Source organism: Streptomyces sp. NPDC053076, assembly GCF_044546845.1.
Classification (GTDB): domain Bacteria; phylum Actinomycetota; class Actinomycetes; order Streptomycetales; family Streptomycetaceae; genus Streptomyces.
This window is the reverse complement of sequence record NZ_JBITZL010000006.1, coordinates 366,603-386,572: the sequence shown is the minus strand read 5'-3', so window position 1 is coordinate 386,572 and position 19,970 is coordinate 366,603. Positions and strand designations below refer to the sequence as shown.

19 protein-coding genes and 2 pseudogenes are annotated in these 19,970 nt (G+C 71.0%); 12 read left to right on the top strand and 9 right to left on the bottom strand.

Annotated features, from left to right (window positions below; all coding sequences use genetic code 11):
- Nucleotides 1-111: 111 nt before the first annotated feature.
- The 4 genes from ACIGYR_RS25720 to ACIGYR_RS25705 all read right to left on the bottom strand — a co-directional run bounded on the left by ACIGYR_RS25720 (nucleotide 112) and on the right by ACIGYR_RS25705 (nucleotide 3,242).
- Nucleotides 112-531, bottom strand: a complete 420-nt coding sequence (locus tag ACIGYR_RS25720; protein ID WP_399597159.1) for a hypothetical protein — start codon at nucleotides 529-531, stop codon at nucleotides 112-114.
- A 145-nt stretch (nucleotides 532-676) separates the two neighbouring features.
- The gene (locus tag ACIGYR_RS25715) at nucleotides 677-1,246 is read right to left on the bottom strand and encodes a hypothetical protein (protein ID WP_391840023.1); all 570 of its coding nucleotides are present in this window, start codon (nucleotides 1,244-1,246) and stop codon (nucleotides 677-679) included.
- Nucleotides 1,247-1,338: 92 nt separating this feature from the next.
- The gene (locus tag ACIGYR_RS25710) at nucleotides 1,339-1,551 is read right to left on the bottom strand and encodes a hypothetical protein (RefSeq protein ID WP_399597156.1); all 213 of its coding nucleotides are present in this window, start codon (nucleotides 1,549-1,551) and stop codon (nucleotides 1,339-1,341) included.
- Between the two features lie 32 nt (nucleotides 1,552-1,583).
- Nucleotides 1,584-3,242: a glycoside hydrolase family 20 protein gene (locus ACIGYR_RS25705; RefSeq protein ID WP_399597154.1), complete on the bottom strand. Its 1,659-nt coding sequence runs from the start codon at nucleotides 3,240-3,242 to the stop codon at nucleotides 1,584-1,586.
- A gap of 151 nt (nucleotides 3,243-3,393) precedes the next feature.
- Between ACIGYR_RS25705 and ACIGYR_RS25700 the strand changes: the two genes are divergently transcribed.
- The 8 genes and pseudogenes from ACIGYR_RS25700 (at nucleotide 3,394) to ACIGYR_RS25665 (ending at nucleotide 9,190) form a co-directional block, all read left to right on the top strand.
- Nucleotides 3,394-3,942 (top strand): 2-oxo-4-hydroxy-4-carboxy-5-ureidoimidazoline decarboxylase, encoded by a 549-nt coding sequence (locus ACIGYR_RS25700; RefSeq protein WP_399597151.1) that lies wholly within the window; start codon nucleotides 3,394-3,396, stop codon nucleotides 3,940-3,942.
- Nucleotides 3,943-4,153: 211 nt separating this feature from the next.
- Nucleotides 4,154-4,534 carry a succinate dehydrogenase, cytochrome b556 subunit gene (gene sdhC, locus ACIGYR_RS25695; protein WP_391840016.1) on the top strand — a complete coding sequence of 127 codons (381 nt, stop codon included), beginning with the start codon at nucleotides 4,154-4,156 and terminating at the stop codon, nucleotides 4,532-4,534.
- 8 nt (nucleotides 4,535-4,542) lie between these two features.
- On the top strand, nucleotides 4,543-5,037 hold the full coding sequence (locus tag ACIGYR_RS25690) for a succinate dehydrogenase hydrophobic membrane anchor subunit (protein ID WP_399597149.1): 495 nt from the start codon (nucleotides 4,543-4,545) through the stop codon (nucleotides 5,035-5,037).
- A gap of 19 nt (nucleotides 5,038-5,056) precedes the next feature.
- Nucleotides 5,057-6,811, top strand: a complete 1,755-nt coding sequence (sdhA, locus tag ACIGYR_RS25685; RefSeq protein WP_399597147.1) for a succinate dehydrogenase flavoprotein subunit — start codon at nucleotides 5,057-5,059, stop codon at nucleotides 6,809-6,811.
- On the top strand, nucleotides 6,811-7,590 hold the full coding sequence (locus ACIGYR_RS25680; protein WP_391840011.1) for a succinate dehydrogenase iron-sulfur subunit: 780 nt from the start codon (nucleotides 6,811-6,813) through the stop codon (nucleotides 7,588-7,590). The genes sdhA and ACIGYR_RS25680 overlap by 1 nt, the downstream gene beginning before the upstream one ends.
- A gap of 155 nt (nucleotides 7,591-7,745) precedes the next feature.
- Nucleotides 7,746-8,156, top strand: a complete 411-nt coding sequence (locus ACIGYR_RS25675; RefSeq protein WP_391840009.1) for a VOC family protein — start codon at nucleotides 7,746-7,748, stop codon at nucleotides 8,154-8,156.
- 21 nt (nucleotides 8,157-8,177) lie between these two features.
- Nucleotides 8,178-8,432: pseudogene (locus ACIGYR_RS25670) on the top strand (hypothetical protein); the annotation flags it as partial.
- 11 nt (nucleotides 8,433-8,443) lie between these two features.
- Complete coding sequence (locus ACIGYR_RS25665; RefSeq protein WP_399597143.1) at nucleotides 8,444-9,190, top strand: TetR/AcrR family transcriptional regulator; 747 nt, start codon at nucleotides 8,444-8,446, stop codon at nucleotides 9,188-9,190.
- 168 nt (nucleotides 9,191-9,358) lie between these two features.
- On the opposite strand, the pseudogene ACIGYR_RS25660 reads toward ACIGYR_RS25665, so the two are convergent.
- Nucleotides 9,359-11,682 (bottom strand): annotated as a pseudogene (locus ACIGYR_RS25660) (MMPL family transporter).
- A gap of 167 nt (nucleotides 11,683-11,849) precedes the next feature.
- On the opposite strand from ACIGYR_RS25660, the gene ACIGYR_RS25655 reads away from it, so the two are divergent.
- Both ACIGYR_RS25655 and ACIGYR_RS25650 read left to right on the top strand, forming a co-directional pair.
- The gene (locus ACIGYR_RS25655) at nucleotides 11,850-12,536 is read left to right on the top strand and encodes a response regulator transcription factor (protein WP_399597140.1); all 687 of its coding nucleotides are present in this window, start codon (nucleotides 11,850-11,852) and stop codon (nucleotides 12,534-12,536) included.
- Nucleotides 12,533-13,975 carry an ATP-binding protein gene (locus tag ACIGYR_RS25650; protein WP_399597138.1) on the top strand — a complete coding sequence of 481 codons (1,443 nt, stop codon included), beginning with the start codon at nucleotides 12,533-12,535 and terminating at the stop codon, nucleotides 13,973-13,975. Before ACIGYR_RS25655 ends, ACIGYR_RS25650 begins: the two co-directional genes overlap by 4 nt.
- Nucleotides 13,976-14,003: 28 nt before the next feature.
- Here ACIGYR_RS25650 and ACIGYR_RS25645 read toward each other — a convergent pair whose 3' ends face one another.
- Nucleotides 14,004-15,548 (bottom strand): ABC transporter substrate-binding protein, encoded by a 1,545-nt coding sequence (locus ACIGYR_RS25645; RefSeq protein ID WP_399597135.1) that lies wholly within the window; start codon nucleotides 15,546-15,548, stop codon nucleotides 14,004-14,006.
- Between the two features lie 227 nt (nucleotides 15,549-15,775).
- Nucleotides 15,776-16,015, bottom strand: a complete 240-nt coding sequence (locus ACIGYR_RS25640; protein WP_391840000.1) for an SCO4848 family membrane protein — start codon at nucleotides 16,013-16,015, stop codon at nucleotides 15,776-15,778.
- Nucleotides 16,016-16,184: 169 nt separating this feature from the next.
- Here ACIGYR_RS25640 and ACIGYR_RS25635 point away from each other — a divergent pair, with 169 nt between their 5' ends.
- Nucleotides 16,185-17,441 carry a D-alanyl-D-alanine carboxypeptidase family protein gene (locus ACIGYR_RS25635; protein WP_399597131.1) on the top strand — a complete coding sequence of 419 codons (1,257 nt, stop codon included), beginning with the start codon at nucleotides 16,185-16,187 and terminating at the stop codon, nucleotides 17,439-17,441.
- On the opposite strand, the gene ACIGYR_RS25630 is transcribed toward ACIGYR_RS25635, so the two are convergent.
- Nucleotides 17,389-18,309, bottom strand: a complete 921-nt coding sequence (locus ACIGYR_RS25630) for a YihY/virulence factor BrkB family protein (protein ID WP_399597128.1) — start codon at nucleotides 18,307-18,309, stop codon at nucleotides 17,389-17,391. The two genes, ACIGYR_RS25635 and ACIGYR_RS25630, sit on opposite strands and share 53 nt — an antisense overlap.
- Before the next feature lie 85 nt (nucleotides 18,310-18,394).
- Between ACIGYR_RS25630 and ACIGYR_RS25625 the strand changes: the two genes are divergently transcribed.
- Nucleotides 18,395-19,162, top strand: a complete 768-nt coding sequence (locus tag ACIGYR_RS25625; protein ID WP_399597125.1) for an SDR family NAD(P)-dependent oxidoreductase — start codon at nucleotides 18,395-18,397, stop codon at nucleotides 19,160-19,162.
- 90 nt (nucleotides 19,163-19,252) lie between these two features.
- Here the strand turns inward: ACIGYR_RS25625 and ACIGYR_RS25620 are convergent, their stop codons facing one another.
- On the bottom strand, nucleotides 19,253-19,834 hold the full coding sequence (locus ACIGYR_RS25620; protein ID WP_391839993.1) for a 2'-5' RNA ligase family protein: 582 nt from the start codon (nucleotides 19,832-19,834) through the stop codon (nucleotides 19,253-19,255).
- Nucleotides 19,835-19,970: the final 136 nt, after the last annotated feature.

Genomic DNA, 19,970 nt, shown 5'->3' with positions numbered 1-19,970 from the left:
CCTCGTTCGTGCCGAGTTCCTGGCCACTGCGTGGCGCTTCCCTCACGGTGCGAATCGCTCCGGCCGTGTCGTCGCCCTCCACGATCACCAGCGTCGGCCCCGACGGAAGTGTCACAGCCGGCCGGCTCCCCCGCCCGGCGCCGGTCGGCCGGAGGCGGTAGCGTCCCGGCACAGCAGCCGGAGCGAGCCATGCCCGCTGTAGCAGCGGCGCGCCTCGTCGATCGGGTCCCACAGCCGGCCGTCGGGGGTGCGCACCCAGTGCTCGCCGCCGGTCGCCCACCACTCCGCGCCGGTCTGCCGGACGATCACCTCGCCGGCGTAGGCGCCGAAGCCGCGCAGCGCGCTCTCGACGGCCGCGTACGGAGGCCCTTCACGGCGTATCTCCTCGATCATCCGGTCCACCCGCCACAGACTCTGCGCCGAGTAGTCGAGCCGCACCCGCGCACCCTCGCGCATGGTCGCCACCGCGTCCGCCGCCCACCGCACGGGCTTCGCCGCGGCGTGCGGCCTGGTGTCCTGCTGTGCTGTCACGTACTGGGCTGTCACATGGGCTGTCACATAGGGAAGAGCGAGCCGGGGCGAGGTTCTGTCACGGGGTTTCGAAACGTTTCTCCAACGTTTTGCCAACCGCCGCAGGACCGCCCCACGTCCACCGCAGGAAGGTCACAGGTCCCCCTCACGCCCCGGGTTCCGCGGCGCTGCGCGCCCGGCGGGAGACCACCGCGCGCAGCACCCGGCGGCCCTCCACCGACACCTCCAGCGCCCCGCGCAGCCCCTGCGCGCCATGACCCGCCAGGAGTTCCAGGACCGCGGCCTGCCGGCGCAGCTCGGCGGCGACGAGCGGGGGCAGCTCCGCCGTGTCCCCCGCGCGCCCGGCGTCCAGGCCGTCCGGGGCCGGGCTGCCGTCGGCGGCGGGGTCGAGGAGGCGGTGGACGCGCAGCGAGGCGACCGAGCAGGCGTCGGCCCAGGGCCGTACCGCGGCGGTGGTGCGCCCGGCCGGAGCCGACTCCAGCATGCGGCGGGTGAGCCGCACGGCCTCGTCGTCGGCGGGCTCCGCGGAGCCGAGCGCGGCGCGGGCCACGGTCAGGCCGCCGGCCCAGTCGGAGCCGTCGGCGAGGCTCGCCCACAGGGGGCGCAGCAGCTCGTCGTCGCCGCCGAGCAGCGGCAGACACCGATCCAAACAAGCCAACCCGCTGGCGGCCAGTCCGCGTTCGTCGGCCTGTGCGATCAGGTCCACCAGGCTCATGAATGCCTCCCTCGCCAGGGCGCCGACCGGTACGGAGCCCGCACTTCCCCTTACTGCGTGCGACGGCGCGGGAGTGTCACAGCCACGAGTTTTCAGCCATGGGCGGGCGTCGGCAGCTCGTCGGAGCGGACCTTGCGTTCCCGCATGCGGGTCAGGCGGACGACCACCACGACGGCGAGGACGGCCGCCGCGATGTCGAGCCCGGGCCGGGCGGGGCGGCGTACAGCGGCGCGGGCACGGGTGGGCGCGGGCCCGGGCGAGGGCGGGCGGCTCTCCCCGAACCGGACGCGCGAGCACCCGAACATACGGTCGAGTGCGCCCCGCGTCCGTCCGGTTCTCAGCCCAGCCGGTTCGCCAGCTTCTGGAAGTCGGCCCAGGACAGCGTGGGCTTGCCCGGGTTCCACAACCTCTGCACGGTGGCCCGCAGCGGCATCCGCACACCGGCGGCGACCTGGTCCTGCGTCTGCGCATGGGGGAAGTCGCCCCACACCGCGAACGTCCCGCCGAGGATCTGCCCGTCGTAGCGCGCGGGTACGGCGGTCGTGCCGCGCACCACCCGCGGGTTCCACTGCTCGTAGATGCGCTGCCCCGTCGGGTACACGAACGTCTGCGGCTGCCCGAGGACGTAGTAGAGGAACTCGTCGTTGTAGTTGATGACCTTCCGTCCGGCGCTCAGGTACTCCGCCGGCGGCCGGGCGCCGATCTCCTTGCCGGTCCAGTAGGCGGCCTGGAGGTCCTTGGCGGGCTGCACGGAGGTGCCCCGCAAGAAGCCGTCGTTCCACGCCCGCATCGTCCTGCCGTGGGCGCGGACGGTGTCGGCGCGGTCGTTCAGCCAGCCGGTGGCCAGGTCGGCGACGGTGCCGCCGGAGCCGTACCGCTGCCGGGCGGCGGCGGCCAGCCGGGGATAGGAGCCCTGCGGGTCGCGCACCGTCAGCGCCTGGTACTCGTCGCCGCCGAGGTTCCACTGGCCGCCGGTGAAGAGCCCGGCGTACTCGTTCAGGAGATCGTCGACGATCTTCGCGGAGACGGGCTTGGAGATGTCGATCGCACCCCGGGTCGCCACCCCGTTCACGTTGCGCAGCTGGAGGTCGGGGTGGGCGGCGATGACGGCACCCAGGTGCCCCGGTGAGTCGATCTCGGGCACGACGGTGATGTGCCGGCTGTTCGCCAGCTCCACGATCTTCCTGACCTGCGCCTTGGTCAGATGGTCCGGCGAGACGATCTCGGGGTGGGTGCGGGACTCGATCCGGAATGCCTGGTCGTCGGAGAAGTGCAGGCCCAGCTCGTTGAACTTCAGGTCGCCCAGCTCACGTATCCGGTCCTCGATCCAGGACTCGCTGTACGGTTTGCGCGCGATGTCCAGCATGAACCCGCGCACCGGCTTGGCCGGCTCGTCCCGTACGACGCCCTCCGGGGCCGTGCCCCCGCCGTGGACCTCCTGCTTCAGGGTGCGGGTGCCGTAGAAGACGCCCGCCTCGCCGGGCCCGCTGATGTCGACCCGCCCGCCCCGGACGGTCATCGTGTACGACTCCCGGTTCCCGCTCCCGCCGAGCGCGAGCCGCACATCGCCCGCCCGCACGTCGTCCGTCCGTCCCGCGTAGGTCAGCCCCAGCTCCCCGGCCACCAGTCGCCCCTCGTCGGCCAGCCCGGCGTCGCTCACGACCACCCGCTCACCGCTCCGCGGCTGCCAGCCGGGCCCGCGCGCCGGGGTGTGGGAGCGCACCGCGGGGATCGTGCGCGGTGCCTGGGACAGCGGATACGACCGGCTCGGACGGGGACTGGCCGAGGGCGCGCCCGGTTCCGCCGGGTCGGCGCCGGAGACCCGGCCGGACGACGAGTGCCGGGCGCTCCCCTCCGCCCCGCCGCTCCCGTCCGCCGAGGCCCATACGCCGACGCCCGCGCCGAGCGCGATCGTCCCGACGAAGGCGGCGGCCACCACGGCCCGCTTCCGTATCACCTGCCGCGCCGAATCCCGGCGCCTGTGCTGGGTCACCATGCCAACGTACGACCCCTCACCGACCCAGCGGTCACTTGAACGAAGCGAAACTCTCCCGTTCGAGTGAAAATCAGGTATCCCTCGGACACAGCATGACCACTCTCGATAACCTGACGACACACCTTTCACAGCATCCCCTGCCACACCACATGTGACGCGAGGACCCACGCTGCCCGCCCACCATCTGCCGTATCTCCCCACGCCTCTCGACGCCTTCAACACCGCTCCCGCCGACGAGGCGCGCACCCTTCTGCTGCACTGCCTGCACAGCCAGCGCTGGGCCGACCGGATCGCGGACCACCGTCCGTATCCGGATCCGGAGGCACTGCTGGCGGCGGCGGACGAGGCGGCGTACGACCTCTCACCGGCCGATCTGGGGGAGGCCCTGGCGGGCGAGTCGCTGCCCGAGCTTCCCGAGGACACCTACTCGGCGGCTCACATGGCCCTCGGCGCGGCGCACGCCGCGTACGAGGCCAGATTCGGACACGCGTTCGTCATCTCGCTGGGTGGCGTCCCGCGGGACGAGATCATCGACCGCATCCTGGAGGCCATCCGGTCACGATTGGCAAACGATCGCGAGGAGGAGCGGGTGACGGCGGCGGAGGAACTGCGCCGCCTGGCACGAGGCCGGCTCCTGGGCCTGCTGAGCGGCGCGAGGAACCACACGACCAGTCACAACGCACCCGCACCCGGCAGATAACGGGACATCTCGCCCAGGAGGGCGCCGCGGCTAGCCCAACCGCGTGCCACTTCGATCACACAGGTAGGCCCCCCGTAAACCACAGCGCAGCGCCTCGCTACGATGCATAGGGCCGGTGGACCGTACCCGGCCGGGCCCGACCGACAGTGCGCATCCATTTTGCTTACGCGTGGCGGCACGGCCCTAGTCCCCGCTCCCGGAGGGTTCTTCCGTGCCGGCTGGAACGCTGTACCGCGGCCGGGAAGGAATGTGGTCCTGGGTGGCTCACCGAGTCACCGGCGTCCTCATCTTCTTCTTCCTGTTCGTTCACGTCCTTGACACCGCACTCGTGCGGGTCTCCCCCGAGGACTACGACAAGGTCGTAGCCACGTACAAGACGCCGATCGTCGCGCTGCTGGAGTACGGCCTCGTCGCCGCCATCCTCTTCCACGCGCTCAACGGTCTGCGCGTCATCGCCGTCGACTTCTGGTCGAAGGGCCCGCGCTACCAGAAGCAGATGTTCTGGGTCGTCGGCGTCGTCTGGGCCGTGCTGATGCTCTGCTCGGTCATCCCGCTGCTGGGCCACGCCTACCGTGTCCTCGTGGGGAGCTGACGCCACCAATGTCGAACAACTCAGTCACGACGGAAACCGCCGCGTCCGGAGTCGGCCCCGTGGAGGGCGCCCCCGTCTACACCGTCGACAATCCGGCCCCGCTGATCGAGGCGCCGCGCAAGCGCACCAAGAAGTCCCCGAAGTCCACGCGGGGCAACTTCGAGATGGCGGCCTGGCTGTTCATGCGCCTGTCCGGCATCGTGCTGGTGGTCCTCGTCCTCGGCCACCTGCTGATCCAGCTCTTCCTGGACGGCGGCGTCTCCAAGATCGGCTTCGCCTTCGTGGCCGGCCGCTGGGCGTCCCCGTTCTGGCAGGTCTGGGACCTGGTGATGCTGTGGCTGGCGATGCTGCACGGCTCCAACGGCCTGCGCACGATCATCAACGACTACGCGGAGCGCCCGAACAGCCGCCTGTGGCTGAAGGCGCTGCTCTACACCGCCACGGTGTTCACCATCCTGCTGGGCACGCTGGTGATCTTCACCTTCGACCCGAACATCCGCTAGGCACGGGGCTGCGAGAAACATGAAGATCCACAAGTACGACACCGTCATCGTCGGCGCCGGCGGCGCGGGCATGCGCGCCGCCATCGAGGCGACGAAGCGCAGCCGCACCGCCGTGCTGACCAAGCTCTACCCCACCCGCTCCCACACGGGCGCCGCGCAGGGCGGCATGGCCGCCGCGCTGGCGAACGTGGAGGAGGACAACTGGGAGTGGCACACCTTCGACACGGTCAAGGGCGGTGACTACCTGGTCGACCAGGACGCCGCCGAGATCCTGGCGAAGGAGGCCATCGACGCTGTCCTCGACCTGGAGAAGATGGGCCTGCCGTTCAACCGGACGCCCAACGGCACCATCGACCAGCGCCGCTTCGGCGGTCACTCCCGCAACCACGGCGAGGCACCGGTCCGCCGGTCCTGCTACGCCGCGGACCGCACCGGCCACATGATCCTCCAGACGCTGTACCAGAACTGCGTCAAGGAGGGCGTGGAGTTCTTCAACGAGTTCTACGTCCTGGACCAGCTGATCACCGAGGTCGACGGCGTCAAGAAGTCGGCCGGTGTCGTGGCGTACGAGCTGGCGACCGGTGAGATCCACGTCTTCCAGGCCAAGGCGGTCATCTACGCCTCCGGCGGCACCGGCAAGTTCTTCAAGGTGACGTCGAACGCGCACACGCTGACCGGTGACGGCCAGGCCGCCGTCTACCGCCGGGGGCTGCCGCTGGAGGACATGGAGTTCTTCCAGTTCCACCCGACCGGCATCTGGCGCATGGGCATCCTGCTCACCGAGGGCGCCCGCGGTGAGGGCGGCATCCTGCGCAACAAGGACGGCGAGCGCTTCATGGAGAAGTACGCTCCCGTCATGAAGGACCTGGCGTCCCGTGACGTCGTGTCCCGCTCCATCTACACGGAGATCCGGGAGGGCCGCGGCTGCGGTCCCGAGGGCGACCACGTCTACCTGGACCTCACCCACCTCCCGCCGGAGCAGCTGGACGCCAAGCTCCCGGACATCACCGAGTTCGCGCGGACGTACCTCGGCATCGAGCCCTACACGGACCCGATCCCGATCCAGCCGACCGCGCACTACGCCATGGGCGGCATCCCGACCAACGTCGAGGGTGAGGTCCTGGCGGACAACACCACCGTCGTCCCGGGTCTGTACGCGGCCGGCGAGGTCGCCTGCGTGTCGGTGCACGGCGCCAACCGCCTCGGCACCAACTCGCTGCTGGACATCAACGTCTTCGGCCGCCGCGCGGGCATCGCCGCCGCCGAGTACTCCGCGAAGGCCGACTACGTCGAGCTGCCGGAGGCCCCGGAGGCGTTCGTCGTCGAGCAGATCGAGCGGCTGCGCACCTCCACCGGCAGCGAGCGGGTGGCGACCCTGCGCCGCGAGCTGCAGGAGACCATGGACGCCAACGTCATGGTGTTCCGCACCGAGCAGACGATCAAGACGGCCGTCGAGAAGATCGCCGAGCTGCGCGAGCGCTACAAGAACGTGGCGATCCAGGACAAGGGCAAGCGGTTCAACACGGACCTGCTGGAGGCCATCGAGCTGGGCAACCTGCTGGACCTGGCCGAGGTCATGGCCGTCTCGGCGCTGGCCCGCAAGGAGTCCCGCGGCGGTCACTACCGCGAGGACTACCCGAACCGCGACGACGTCAACTTCATGCGCCACACCATGGCGTACCGCGAGGTCGGCGCCGACGGCTCGGAAACCGTCCGTCTCGACTACAAGCCGGTCGTCCAGACCCGCTACCAGCCGATGGAGCGTAAGTACTGATGGCTACCCCTGTTCTGGACAAGGCGGACGCGGCCGGCCAGCCCGAGCCCGGCTTCGCCGACTCCCCGTACATCACGGTCACCTTCCGCATCCGCCGGTTCAACCCGGAGGTCTCGGCGGAGGCCGTCTGGGAAGACTTCCAGCTGGAGATCGACCCCAAGGAGCGGGTCCTCGACGGCCTCCACAAGATCAAGTGGGACATCGACGGCACCCTCACCTTCCGCCGCTCGTGCGCGCACGGCATCTGCGGCTCGGACGCGATGCGGATCAACGGCAAGAACCGTCTTGCCTGCAAGACGCTGATCAAGGACATCAACCCCGAGAAGCCGATCACGGTCGAGCCCATAAAGGGCCTGACGGTCCTGAAGGACCTGGTCGTGGACATGGAGCCGTTCTTCCAGGCGTACCGGGACGTCATGCCGTTCCTGGTCACGAACGACACCAACGAGCCGACCCGCGAGCGGCTGCAGTCGGCCGAGGACCGCGAGCGCTTCGACGACACCACCAAGTGCATCCTGTGCGCCGCGTGCACGTCGTCCTGCCCGGTGTTCTGGAACGACGGCCAGTACTTCGGTCCGGCCGCGATCGTGAACGCCCACCGCTTCATCTTCGACTCGCGTGACGAGGCGGGCGAGCAGCGCCTGGAGATCCTGAACGACCGCGACGGCGTATGGCGCTGCCGTACGACCTTCAACTGCACGGACGCCTGCCCGCGCGGTATCGAGGTCACGAAGGCGATCCAGGAAGTGAAGCGCGCGCTGATCACGCGCCGCTACTGACCTTCCAGGTCGATCCGAGGGCCCCGTCTCCACTGGACACGGGGCCCTCGGGCATATGCCCCGCCTCCGGGTGACGGGTCCGCGCCGGAGCCCCGCCGCGGTCCGCTCCGGTGGGGCTCCTCGCATCCGGGGAGAAGGGCTCCTAATCTGACGACATGTCAGACGAAGAGTCGTACGAACTGCTCGGTTTCGACCACGTGCTGCTCCCCGTCGGTGACCTCGGCGAGGCCGTCGCCTTCTACCGACGAGCCGGGTTCACCGTGGGGTTCCGGTTCGACGAGGCCGGGATCGCGCAGCTGAGGGTCGGCGGGGAGACGCCCGGCATCCTGCTGCGCGCCGAGGAGGGGCTGGGGCACCGGCCGCCGCACTGGCCCGCGCCGCGGGTCTGGCTGGAGGTGCCGGACGCGCGTGCGGCGGCACGGGAGCTGGCCGCCGCCGGCATCGAGCCCCTGGACGAGCTGACCCAGGCGGTCACCGGCTGGACCGTGGAGATCGCCGACCCCTGGGGGAACGTCCTGGGCTTCACGGACTACACCAAACGCCCGGCACTGGGCCGCAGAAGCTGAACCCGCAACCCCGTTGAACACGGCCTCAACCTCGCCGACCTCGGCTTCGTGGCGCTGTACCCGAGCGGCGACGAGACGATCGAGGACACTCGCGGCGTCTTCAAGGCCCTGTCGGCCAGGCTGGGCGCGGTCCTGCCGGTGCTCGGCGTGATGCACCTGGGCAACGTGTACGTGCTCCACCTGATCCGGCGGCGGCCCGACGGCTGGTCGTACCACCCGGGTACCGGCTGGAGCTACGAGCCGCCGTCCCGCTCAGGCGCCGCCGCCACTCGTTAGGCTCTCCTACCGTGCCCGCGAAGAACGACGGCCCCGAGGCGGCCGGCCCCCAGAGCAGCAAGTCCGAGCAGACCCGCGCGCTGATCCTGGAGACCGCGATGCGGTTGTTCCAGGAGGGCGGGTACGACAAGACGACGATGCGGGCCATCGCCAAGGAGGCCGGGGTCTCCGTGGGCAACGCCTACTACTACTTCGAGGGCAAAGAACACCTGATCCAGGGGTTCTACGACCGGATCGCCGCCGAGCACCAGGCGGCGGTCCGCGAAGTGCTGGACCGGGAGACCGACCTGGAGGAGCGGCTCGCGGGCGTGCTGACCGCCTGGCTGGACATCGCGCGGCCGTACCACGAGTTCGCGGTCCAGTTCTTCAAGAACGCCGCCGACCCCGACAGCCCGCTCAGCCCGTTCTCGCCGGAGAGCGAGCACGCGCGCGAACAGGCCATCAGCGTGCACCGGGAGGTGCTGGCCGGCTCCAAGTCCAAGGTGGCTCCCGAACTGCGGGAGGTCCTTCCGGAGTTGATGTGGCTCTCCCAGATGGGCCTGGTCCTGTACTGGATCTTCGACCGGACGGAGGGGCGGGAGCGCAGCTACCGGCTGGCCCGGCGCGGGGCCCGGCTGACCGCCCGCGGTGTCTCCCTGGCCCGCTTCCGCGTCCTGCGCCCGCTGGTCATGGAGGTCCACGAACTGTTCACGGACTTCCTGCCGGGGATGACGAAGGCACTGCCGGATCCGGCGGGCCGGGAGCGGCAGGTCGAGTGACCACTTCCGCGTGAAGGGGTCCGGACGGGACACCGCGGGTCCTGGCTGCCCGCGCTGCCGCGGACGGCAAGCGCCGGGGCGCCGGACCCACCGGGGACGAGTACGCGAACCGCCGCGTCCACGGCCCCGGTGAGATCGGCGCGCTGTCCGGGTCCGTCGGCGCCGAAGTCACCCTCGGCGTCGACGCGAGCCCGGTGCCGGCACCGGCACCGGCACCGGCACGAGGTACCGATCGTGCGCCGGTGGCCTCCCGCGGTCCGGCCGGCGCCCGCCCCCGGCCGGCAGGGTCACCGCCACGTCTCCGCCGGCTCGTCGTCGGCCGTGCGGACGTAGCCGTGGGCCACCGAAGCGGGGTTCTGCGCAGGTACGGCCCCCGCTTCCGCCTCCTTGGGCTCCACCGCGAGGTGCGGCAGCCGCTTCTCCAGCCATCCCGGCAGCCACCAGTTGGACTTCCCCAGCAGGTGCATGGCGGCCGGCACCAGTGCCGTACGCAGGATGAACGCGTCGAGCGCGACCGCCGCCGCCAGGCCCACGCCCGCCATCGCCCCGCCCGGGTCGCCGCTGAGCACGAAGGCCATGAACACGCAGACCATGATCAGGGCCGCCGAGTTGATCACGCGGCTGGTCTCGGCGAGGCCGACGCGGACCGCGCGCGCGTTGTCCTTCGTGTGCACCCACTCCTCGTGCATCCGGCTGACCAGGAACACCTGGTAGTCCATGGACAGGCCGAAGAGCAGGGACAGCATGATGACCGGCAGGAAGGCGTTGATCGGGCCCTCCTTGCCGAGGCCCAGCAGATCCAGGCCCCAGCCCCACTGGAAGACCGCGACCAGGACACCGAAGGAGGCCGCCGCCGCGACCAGGTTCATCACGGCGGCCGTCAGCGGGACCACCAGGGAGCGGAAGGCGATCAGCAGGAGCACGAAGCCGAGGCCGATGATCGTCGCGATGAAGTAGGGCAGGCGCTGGCCGGTGACGGACGCGAAGTCCTTGTAGAGCGCGGTGTCACCGCCGACGTGGGCCTGCACCTTCGCCGCCGGGATCACCTCGTCCCGCAGGGTGTCGATGAGGTCGTCGGTCTCCTTCGCCTGCGGTGACGTCTTCGGCACCACCTGCACGACCGTCACGCCCCCGCGCGCGGGCAGCGCGCCGACCTGGGCGACCCCCTCGGTCGCCTGGATGTCCTTCACCAGGGCGGTCGCGTCCCCGTCGGCGACCACCACCTGAAGCGGGCCGTTGAAGCCCGGCCCGAAGCCCTCGGCGAGCAGGTCGTACGCCTTGCGGGTCGTCAGGGACGCGTCGTCGTTGCCCTGGTCCGACGCACCGAGGCGCAGGGACAGCACCGGCAGGGCGAGCACGGCCATTACGACGAGGGCGAGCGCCGCGATCGTACGGGGGCGCTGCTGCACGCGCGCCGACCAGCGGGCCGCGGGACCGCTCGCCCGCTCCCGCTCGGGGCCGTTCTCGGCGAGCCGGCGGCGCTGCTTGCGGCTGAGCACGCGTGGGCCGTAGAAGCCCAGCAGGGCCGGCAGCAGGGTGGTCGCCGCGAGGACGCTGAGCACGACCGTGAGCGAGGTGCCGATGACCACGCCGTCCAGGAAGCGCAGGTTCGTCACCAGCATGCCGGCGAGCGCGATGCACACCGTGCCGCCCGCGAACAGCACCGCACGCCCCGAGGTGTTGAGGGCGTTGACCACCGACTCCTCGGGGTCCATGCCCCGCAGGATGCCGCGCCGGTGCCGGGTGACGATGAACAGCGCGTAGTCGATGCCGACGCCGAGACCGATCAGGGAGGACAGCAGCGGCGCCAGATCCGGGATCTCGGTGGTGTGGCTGAGCAGCTGTACGGAGAACATGCCCATGCCGACGCCGAAGACGGCGATCCCGATCGGCAGCAGCATCGCGAGGAACGAGCCGAACGCCAGGAACAGCACGACGGCCGCGGCGAGAACGCCGACCATCTCCGACAGGCCCTGGGGCGGCTCCTGCACCCGCTGGATGGCCGGGCCACCCAGATCGACCTCCAGGCCCCCGCGTTCGGCGCCCTGCGCGGTGTCGACGACGTCCTGGATCAGGTCCTTGGGTACGGTTTCGGCCCGCTCGGTGAACGTGACCCGGGCGTAGGCGATCCGCCCGTCCCGGCTGATCTGTGCCGCCCCCTGGGCGCCGGTGTAGGGGCCGGCGACCTCGCCGACGCCCTTCATCTTCGCGATCTCGTCCAGCGCGGGCTGGATGCGGGACTTCACCCGCGCGTCACGCACCGATCCGCCGTCGGTCTTCCACACCACCGTGTCGGTGTCGCCCGCGCTCTGCGGGAAAGCCTTCTCCATCAGGTCGTACGCCTGCTTGGAGTCCGTGTTCGGGAGGGAGAAGACGTTCGCGTAGTCCGTGCCCGCCGCCGAGGCCGCGAAGCCCAGGCCGAGCAGTGCCCCCACCCACAACAACAGGACCACCAACCGGTGCCGGTAGCACCACCGTGTCCATGTCGTCACGCTCAACTCTCCTTAAGAGGTCGGTACTTCTTCGGCCGGTCCCTCGAGGCCCTGGGCTCCAGGATCGGCATCCGCAGGCGCGCGTGGGCACCTGTCACGCATGACTCTCAAGGAACTCCAAAGCTCGTTCCGGCCCCGTCGTGGGCGACCCGGCCGATACTGGGGGCATGACGGCTCTGGGAACCGTGCTGGTCGTGGAGGACGAGGAGAGCATCGCGGACGTCCTCGCCATCGCCCTGCGCTACCACCGCTTCGAGGTGATGACCGCGGGCGGCGTACGCGAGGCCCTCGCGCTCTTCGAGCGCACGCGGCCCGACGCCGCCCTGCTCGACGTCATGCTGCCGGACGGCGACGGCCGCGCCCTGGGCCGCGAACTGCGCGTCCGCCAGCCGGATCTGGCACTGGTGTTCCTCACCGCGCGCGACTCCCCCTCCGAGATAGTCGGCGCCCTCGGCTTCGGCGACGACTACATCACCAAGCCGTTCGACATCGACGTGGTCGTCGCCCGGATCGGCGCCGTGCTGCGCCGCACCCGCCCCGACGACGTCATCCCCGAGCGCCCGCCCCTCAGATACGGCGATCTGGAGCTGGACGAGACGACGTACTCGGTGCACCGCGCGGGCCGCACCGTCGAGCTGACCCCCACCGAGTACGCGCTGCTGCGGTTCCTGGTGCGCAACGGCGGCCGGATCGTGCCGAAGGAGCAACTGCTGCGCCACGTATGGCAGTACGAACACGCCCCGTCGGAGTCGACCGTCGTGGAGACGTACATCAGCTATCTGCGGCGCAAGCTCGACACCCTGGGCTCGCCGGTGATCACCACCCGGCGAGGGGTCGGATACGGGCTCGCATGAGGCCACGCATCAGGCGCGGGGTGCACTCCCTGCGCGGCCAGCTCACCCTGGCCAACGTCGGACTGCTCGCCATCGGCATCGTGGTCGCGACCGCGGTGAGTCTGATGGGGATGCGGCACTACCTGGTCGGCCAGATCGACACCGAACTGACCAAGACGCGCGACTCGATAGGAAGTTCGGGGCTCACCCTGCAACAGGTCGACTCGCTGCGCGTGCTGGACTTCGTCCGGGACCGCATCGCGCCCCGGCACATGAACCAGCAGCCCACCCCGGACTCGATCTTCACCGCCGTGGATGCCCGCGGGGAGCCGCTCGCCCTGTTCGGTATCCAGCCCACCGAAGCCCAGCGTTCCCTCGCTGCCGCCGCCGCCGGCCCGCGCGCCCTCACCACGGACCCGGCCCCGCACGACGTCACCGTGCACGGCGCCACCTACCGCGTGACCGCGACCCGCCTCGCCGACGGCCCGTACATCCTGGTGGCCATCTCCACCGAGGCCCTGGACAACGGCATAGCCAAGGCCCTCAAGCTCGACCTGGCCGTCGGCACCCTGCTGCTCGCGCTGCTGTGCTGCCTGACCATGTTCAGCGTCCGGCGCCGGCTGAGGCCACTGGAGGACATGGTGGAGACCTCGTCCGCCATCGCCGAGGGCGACCTCACCCGGCGCGTGCCCTCCAGCCACTATCCGACGCAGGAGGTCGAGCAGCTGCGGCTGGCCCTGAACTCCATGCTCCACCAGGTGGAGTCCGCGTACCGCACCCGCGAGCGCACCGCGGCCCAGCTGCGCCGCTTCGTCGCCGACGCCTCGCACGAGCTGCGCACCCCGCTCGCGGCGATACGCGGCTACCTCCAGCTGTACGACAAGGGCATGCTGAGCGAGCCCGGCGAGCGCCGGCGCGCCTGGGACCGGATGAACGCCGAGGCCGATCGCATGGGCCGGCTCGTCGACGAGCTGCTCACCCTCGCCCGTCTCGACCAGCGGCCCGAACTTCGCCTGCGGGACGTCGACATCAGCCGGCTGGTACGGGAGGCCGCCGAGGACCTCCGGGTGCAGCAGCCGGACCGGCCGGTCACCGTGGCGGCGGACGGGGTGCTGCTGGTGCGCGCCGACGAGTCGGGGCTGCGCCAGGTGCTGGGCAACCTGCTGGCCAACGTCCGCACGCACACGCCCGCCGATGTGCCGGTGCGGCTGGGCGCGGAGCGTGCGGAGGGGGTGCTGCGGCTGTGCGTGGCCGACGAGGGGCCGGGGCTGGCCGAGGAGGACGCCACCCGCGTCTTCGACCGGTTCTTCCGGGCCGGTGGCGGCGCGGGCAGCGGGCTGGGCCTGGCCATCGTGCAGGGCGTGGTGCACGCGCACGGGGGCGAGGTGGCCGTGCGGACGGCGCCCGGCGAGGGGCTCGCGGTGACGGTGACCCTGCCGCAGCGTACGTCCGTTCGGTGAGGGACTCCCTGCGGGACGGGCGGACCCGTCAGATCCACCCCAGCCGCCACAGCCGGAACACGCCCGTGCCGTCCACCAGGTACTGGGCGCCGCCGACGTCCTCGATGCTGACCACGTACTCCTTGCGCTGCCACAGCGGGATCAGCGGAACGTCCTGGGCGACGTCCCGCTGGATCTCCTCGAAGTCCTTCGCGGCCCTGCTGCGGTCGGCGAACTGCTGGCTGTCCAGGATGAGATGGTCGACCAGCTTGTTGCTGTAGCCGGTGCTCATGGCGGAACCGGTGCCGACGAGCGCGGCGCCGAAGGTGTCCGGGTCGGGATAGTCGGCCACCCAGCCGACCGACCACGCGTCCATCTTCCCGGCGGCCCAGCGCTTCTGGAAGTCGGTCCACTCGTAGCCCTTGACGTCCACCTTGAACAGGCCGCCGGTCTCCAGCTGCTTCTTCAGCTCCGCGGCCTCCTCCGCGCTCGCCTCCCGGTTGAGGCCGTAGCCGAGGGTGACGTGCACCGGCAGGCTCACCCCGGCCTCGGTGAGCAGCTCCCGCGCCTTGTGTGTGCTCGGTTCGGGATAGTTGTCGAAGAACGAGGTGGTGTGGCCGATGATGCCGGTCGGGATCAGCGAGTAGAGCGGATCGACCGTGTCCTGGTAGACCGTCGCGGCGAGCTGCTCGCGGTTGACCAGCCAGGCCAGCGCCCGGCGCACGCGCGCGTCGTGCAGCGGGGAGCGGGAGCGGGTGTTGAGGTACAGGTTGCGGGTCTCGGAGCTGTCGGAGTCGGTGACCCGCTGGCTCGGGTCGCTCGGGTTCAGCGCGGAGAGCACGTTCGGTGGCAGGGTCCGGGTGGCGACGTCGATCTGCCGGCCCTTCCACGCGCGCTCCAGCTTCTCGGAGTCGGTGTAGTAGCGCAGCTCGATCGGGCGGCCGGTGCCGCTGAGGTACCCGCTGTAGCGCTTGTTCGGCGCGAGGTCGGCCTTCCGGCCCTTGGTGTACCCCGTCAGCGTGTACGGCCCGGTGCCGTCGACGCCGGTGTCCGTACGCAGGGCGCCGGCCGGGTACTTGTCCTTGTCCACGATCACACCGGCGCCCGTGGCGACCTTCAGCGGGAAGGTGGCGTCCGAGGACGACAGGTGGAAGGTGACGGTGTGCTCGTTGTCGGCGCTCACCGAGGCGAGCGTGCCGAGCAGCGACGCCGGGCCCACATCGGAGTTGATCTTCTTGACCCGGTCGAAGGAGTACTTCACGTCCTCGGCCGTCATGGCGCGCCCGCTCGGGAAGGTGATCCCGGAGCGCAGGGTGCACCGGTACGTCTTCAGGCCGCTGCCCTCGAACGCGCAGCTCTTCGCGGCGTCCGGGACCGGCTCGACCCCGCCCGGCTCGAACGTCAGCAGCGACTGGAAGACATTGCTGAACAGCGCCCAGGAGCCGGCGTCGTAGGCGCCGGCCGGGTCGAGCGCGGTGACCGCGTCCGTCGTACCGACGGTGATGGTCCTGTTGTCGTTCCCCCGCGACGGCAGCAGCTGCCAGGCGCCGACCCCCACGACAGCGAGCACGAGCAGCGTCAGAAGAATCCGCATGCGAACAGATCGCACGGTGGTGCCCTCCCCGGGGCCGTCGAGGCCCTACCCCTGGCCCAGCACGAATCGGTCACTTCCCCATGAGTGACGCGGCTCACCTAACCACACGGTTTTCACCGCGGGGAAGGGCTTTCTGACCAGTTGTGGAAGAACTTACCCAGGCATGGTTTCCGCCGGGTTCCACAGCTTCCGCACAGCCGTGGGAGGGCGGCCGCAGCAGCTCCCCGCTATGACGTCCGGCGCAGTGCGCGCAGGCCGCGCAACCCGATGACCCCGATGACCGTCCCCAATACGAAGGAAACGACCGCCAGCATCAGATGCACCCAGAAGTACGCGGTCGGGTGACCGTCGTCGAAGGCGAGCCCGCTGCCGTCCTTGACGAGATTCTTGACGAAAGTGACCCAGATGACCCAGCTCCACACCCCGAAAGCGAGCAGGAACCAGGAGACAGGGCGGCTGAGTTTCACAGGGACGGACCTTTCCGCACGACACCGGTCACCCGCGAGCGGCCGGGGGTCCGGGGGTCGCCCCCCGGGTGGGCACAGCATGTCCCCAGTATCGCCCGCCTCCGTCCGGTGCCGGGTCGGGGGTGGGGCGGCCGGGACTTCCCGCAGTGGTGCCGGTACGTTCTCGACCGTGCCCGCACCGAAGAAGCCCGGCCGGCGATCCCTGCTGGTCACCTCCGCCACCCTGCTCTCCCTGTCCGTCACCGCGCCCGCCGCCCTCGCCGCGCCGGCACCGGCCCCCACGACGAGCCCGACGGCCACGCCCCCGGCCCTGATGTCGACGCTGGGCGGTGCCCGGCTCGGGCAGCCGGGCACCCAGGTCAACCTCGCCCCCGGCGTCCCGGTGCTGCCCAAGGACCTGACCGCCCGCTCCTGGATCGTCTCCGACGCCGAGTCGGGCGAGGTCCTGGCCGCGCACAACGCCCACTGGCGGCTGCCCCCGGCGAGCACGCTCAAGATGCTGTTCGCGGACACCGTGCTGCCCCGGTTCCCCGCGAGCACCCGGTACAAGGTGGCTGCGTCGGACCTCAAGGGGGTGGGCGCCGGCTCCAGCGTGGTGGGGATAAAGGAGGGCGGCACCTACTCGGTCCACGACCTGTGGCTCGGGGTCTTCCTGCGCTCGGGCAACGACGCCGTGCACGTGCTGTCGTCGATGAACGGCGGTGTCCGGCAGACCGTCGAGGACATGCAGGACCACGCCGAGGAACTGCAGGCACTGGACACGTACGTGGTCTCCCCCGACGGCTACGACGCCCCGGGGCAGGTGTCGTCGGCGTACGACCTGACGCTGTTCGCCCGTTCCGGACTGCAGAAGAAGGACTTCCGCGACTACTGCTCGACCGTGAGCGCGAAGTTCGGCTCCGCCGAGATCCGGAACACCAACCGGCTGCTGAGCGGCGACAGCGACGTCCCCGTCTACCAGGGCATCGCGGGCGTGAAGAACGGCAACACCAGCCACGCGGGCGCCACCTTCACCGGGGTCGCCGAGCGGGGCGGCAAGGTGCTGCTGGTCACGGTGATGAACCCGGAGAAGCCCGAGCACAACGAGGTCTACAAGGAGACCGCGAAGCTGTTCGACTGGGGTTTCCAGGCGATCGGCAAGGTCAACGCGGTGGGCGAGCTGGTCCCGCCGAGGAGCGCCTCGTCGGCCACCGCGCAGCCGGACGCCGGCGTGTCCCCCGGGCAGGGCGCGCAGCCGTCGTCCGGCGGGACCGGCGGGCCGGGGTCGAAGCCGGCGGCGAGCGCCACCGCCGGGTCCGCATCCAGCGGCGTCGGGATCGCCCTGGCCGTCGTGGGCGGTGTGCTGGTGCTGCTCGGCGGCGGGGCGTTCCTGGTCAACCGCCGGTGGCCGCTGCCGGACCTGATGCGCCGTCGGACGCGTCCCTGAGGCCGACCCCTTCCTCCTCCTTGCTCCGGGTAGCCGTCCAGGCGGCGCAGAACAGTACGAGTTTCGCGGTGAAGTTGATCCACAGCAGCAGGGCCACGGGGACCCCGAACGCGCCGTACATGCTTTTCGCGGCGACGCCCTGGATGTAGCCGCTGAGCAGCAGTTTGAGCAGTTCGAAGCCGATCGCGCCGAGCATCGCGGCGACCAGCAGGCGGCGGCGCGGCGGCTCGACCCCGGGCAGCAGGGTCAGGACGTAGAGCAGGACCAGGAAGTCGGCGAGTACGGCGACGACGAACGCGGCTATCCGCAGCAGCGCGCTGCCCCAGCTGTGTTCGTCCAGCCCGACCTCCCGGGACAGCCGGCCGACGGCGGCCGAGGCGAGGATGGACGCGGCGAGGGTGAGCAGCAGGGCGCCGCCGAGGCCGAGCAGAATGCCGGCGTCCTTGGCCTTGGTGAGCAGCGGGTTCTCCTCGCGGTCCGGCAGCTCCCAGACCGAGCGCAGGCAGTCCCGCACCTGACCGACCCAGCCGATGCCCGTGAACAGCAGGACCGCGCCCGCGATGACACCGACGGTCCCGGCGTTGTCGACGAGCGAGGTGAGGTCCAGCCGGCTGGAGACGACGCCGGGGAACTGCTCGGCGATCTTGTGCTCGACCGTCTTCTGCCGGTCGGGGCGGAGCGTGGCGGCGCTGACGGCGGCGGCCACGGTCAGCAGCGGGAACAGCGCCACGAAGCTGACGAACGTCATGGCGGCGGCCAGCCGGGCCCACTTCACCCGGTCCAGCCGCTCGTAGGACCGCCACGCGTGCGTGGCTGCCAACCGGATGACGATCGGCCCGATGCCGGGGAGCTTCTTCAGCCAGTCCATGATCCGACTGTGCCCGCTGCACGGGAGCGTCAACACCGCGTTTCTTCGCCAGAACGGTCATATGTGGGCTATACGGTCAGCTGTCATGAAGGATGCCTCCGAACCGTCCACCGCGCTGCCCCGGTCGTTGCTCGTCCTCGGCGGCACGTCCGAGATCGCCCTGGCCACCGCGCGCCGGCTGATCGCCCGCCGCACCCGCACGGTGTGGCTGGCCGGCCGCCCCTCCCTCGCCCTGGAACAGGCCGCCGAGAGCCTGCGCGCGCTCGGCGCGGATGCCCGCACCGTCGCCTTCGACGCGCTCGACCCCGAGTCCCATGAGAGCGCCCTCGGCAAGGTCTTCGCCGAGGGCCCCGTCGACATGGTGCTGCTCGCGTTCGGCATCCTCGGCGACCAGGCGCACGACGAACGCGACCCGGTCCGCGCGGTGCAGGTCGTGCAGACCAACTACACCGGGGCCGTCTCGGCGGGGCTGGTGGCCGGCCGGGCCCTCCAGGCCCAGGAGCACGGCTCCATCGTCGTGCTGTCCTCCGCCGCCGCCGAACGCGCCCGCCGCGCCGACTTCATCTACGGCTCCAGCAAGGCCGGCCTCGACGTGTTCGCCCAGGGCCTCGGCGACGCCCTGCACGGCACCGGCGTGCACGTCATGGTCGTACGCCCCGGATTCGTGCGGACACGGCGGACCGCGGGACGGCCGCCGACACCGCCCACCACCACACCGGAGGCGGTCGCCACGGCCGTCGAACTCGGCCTGCGCCGGCGCTCGGAGACGGTCTGGGTACCGGGCAGACTCCGCCTGCTGATGTCAGCACTACGGCACGCGCCACGGCCGCTGTTCCGGCGGCTGTCGGTCTAGCGCCCCGTCAGAGGGCGGGGGCCGCGCCGGCATGCGGCTGTGCCGCGGGCGCGATCGGCCCGGACGAGCCGCGGGCCGCACGAGGGCACATCACGGCGCGACCCGCGGAGCGCACATGTCGGCGTGGCCGGGCTGCGGCGGTACGACGGCCCCGCCGAAGGCGTACTCGCGCAGCTTGCGCCAGACGCCGTCGGCGCCCTGCTCGTACAGCGCGAAGCCGGTGCAGGGCCACTCTGCGTCGTAGCCCGCCAGTTCCTCGAAGGCGCGGTCCATCGCCGCGTCGTCGATGCCGTGCGCGACGGTGACATGCGGGTGATACGGGAACTGCAGCTCGCGCGCCATCGGCCCGGAGGCGTCCCGGATGCGCTGCTGAAGCCGGCCGCACTCCTCGGCGCCCTGGACGACGCGCACGTAGACCACCGGCGACAGGGGCCGGAAGGTGCCGGTGCCGGACAGCCGCATCGGGAACGGCCGGCCCGCCGCCGCGACCCCGGTGAGATGCGCCTCGATCGCCGGCAGGTCGGCCTCGTCGACCTCGGTCGGCGGCAACAGCGTGACGTGCGTGGGGATTCCGTGAGCCGCGGGGTCGCCGAAGCCCGCGCGCCGCTCCTGGAGCAGGCTGCCGTGAGGCTCCGGGACCGCGATCGACACGCCGATCGTTACGGTCCCCACGTCGTCTCCTGTCGTCGCGTCTGTCGTCTTCTCGGCCGTCTCGTCCCGGCCGTCGGATATCGACTGTACGGCCACGGATGTCCTGTGGGCAGGCGCAGCGGAAGTGATGTGCAGCGCTCTGCCCGAGCGGACCCGT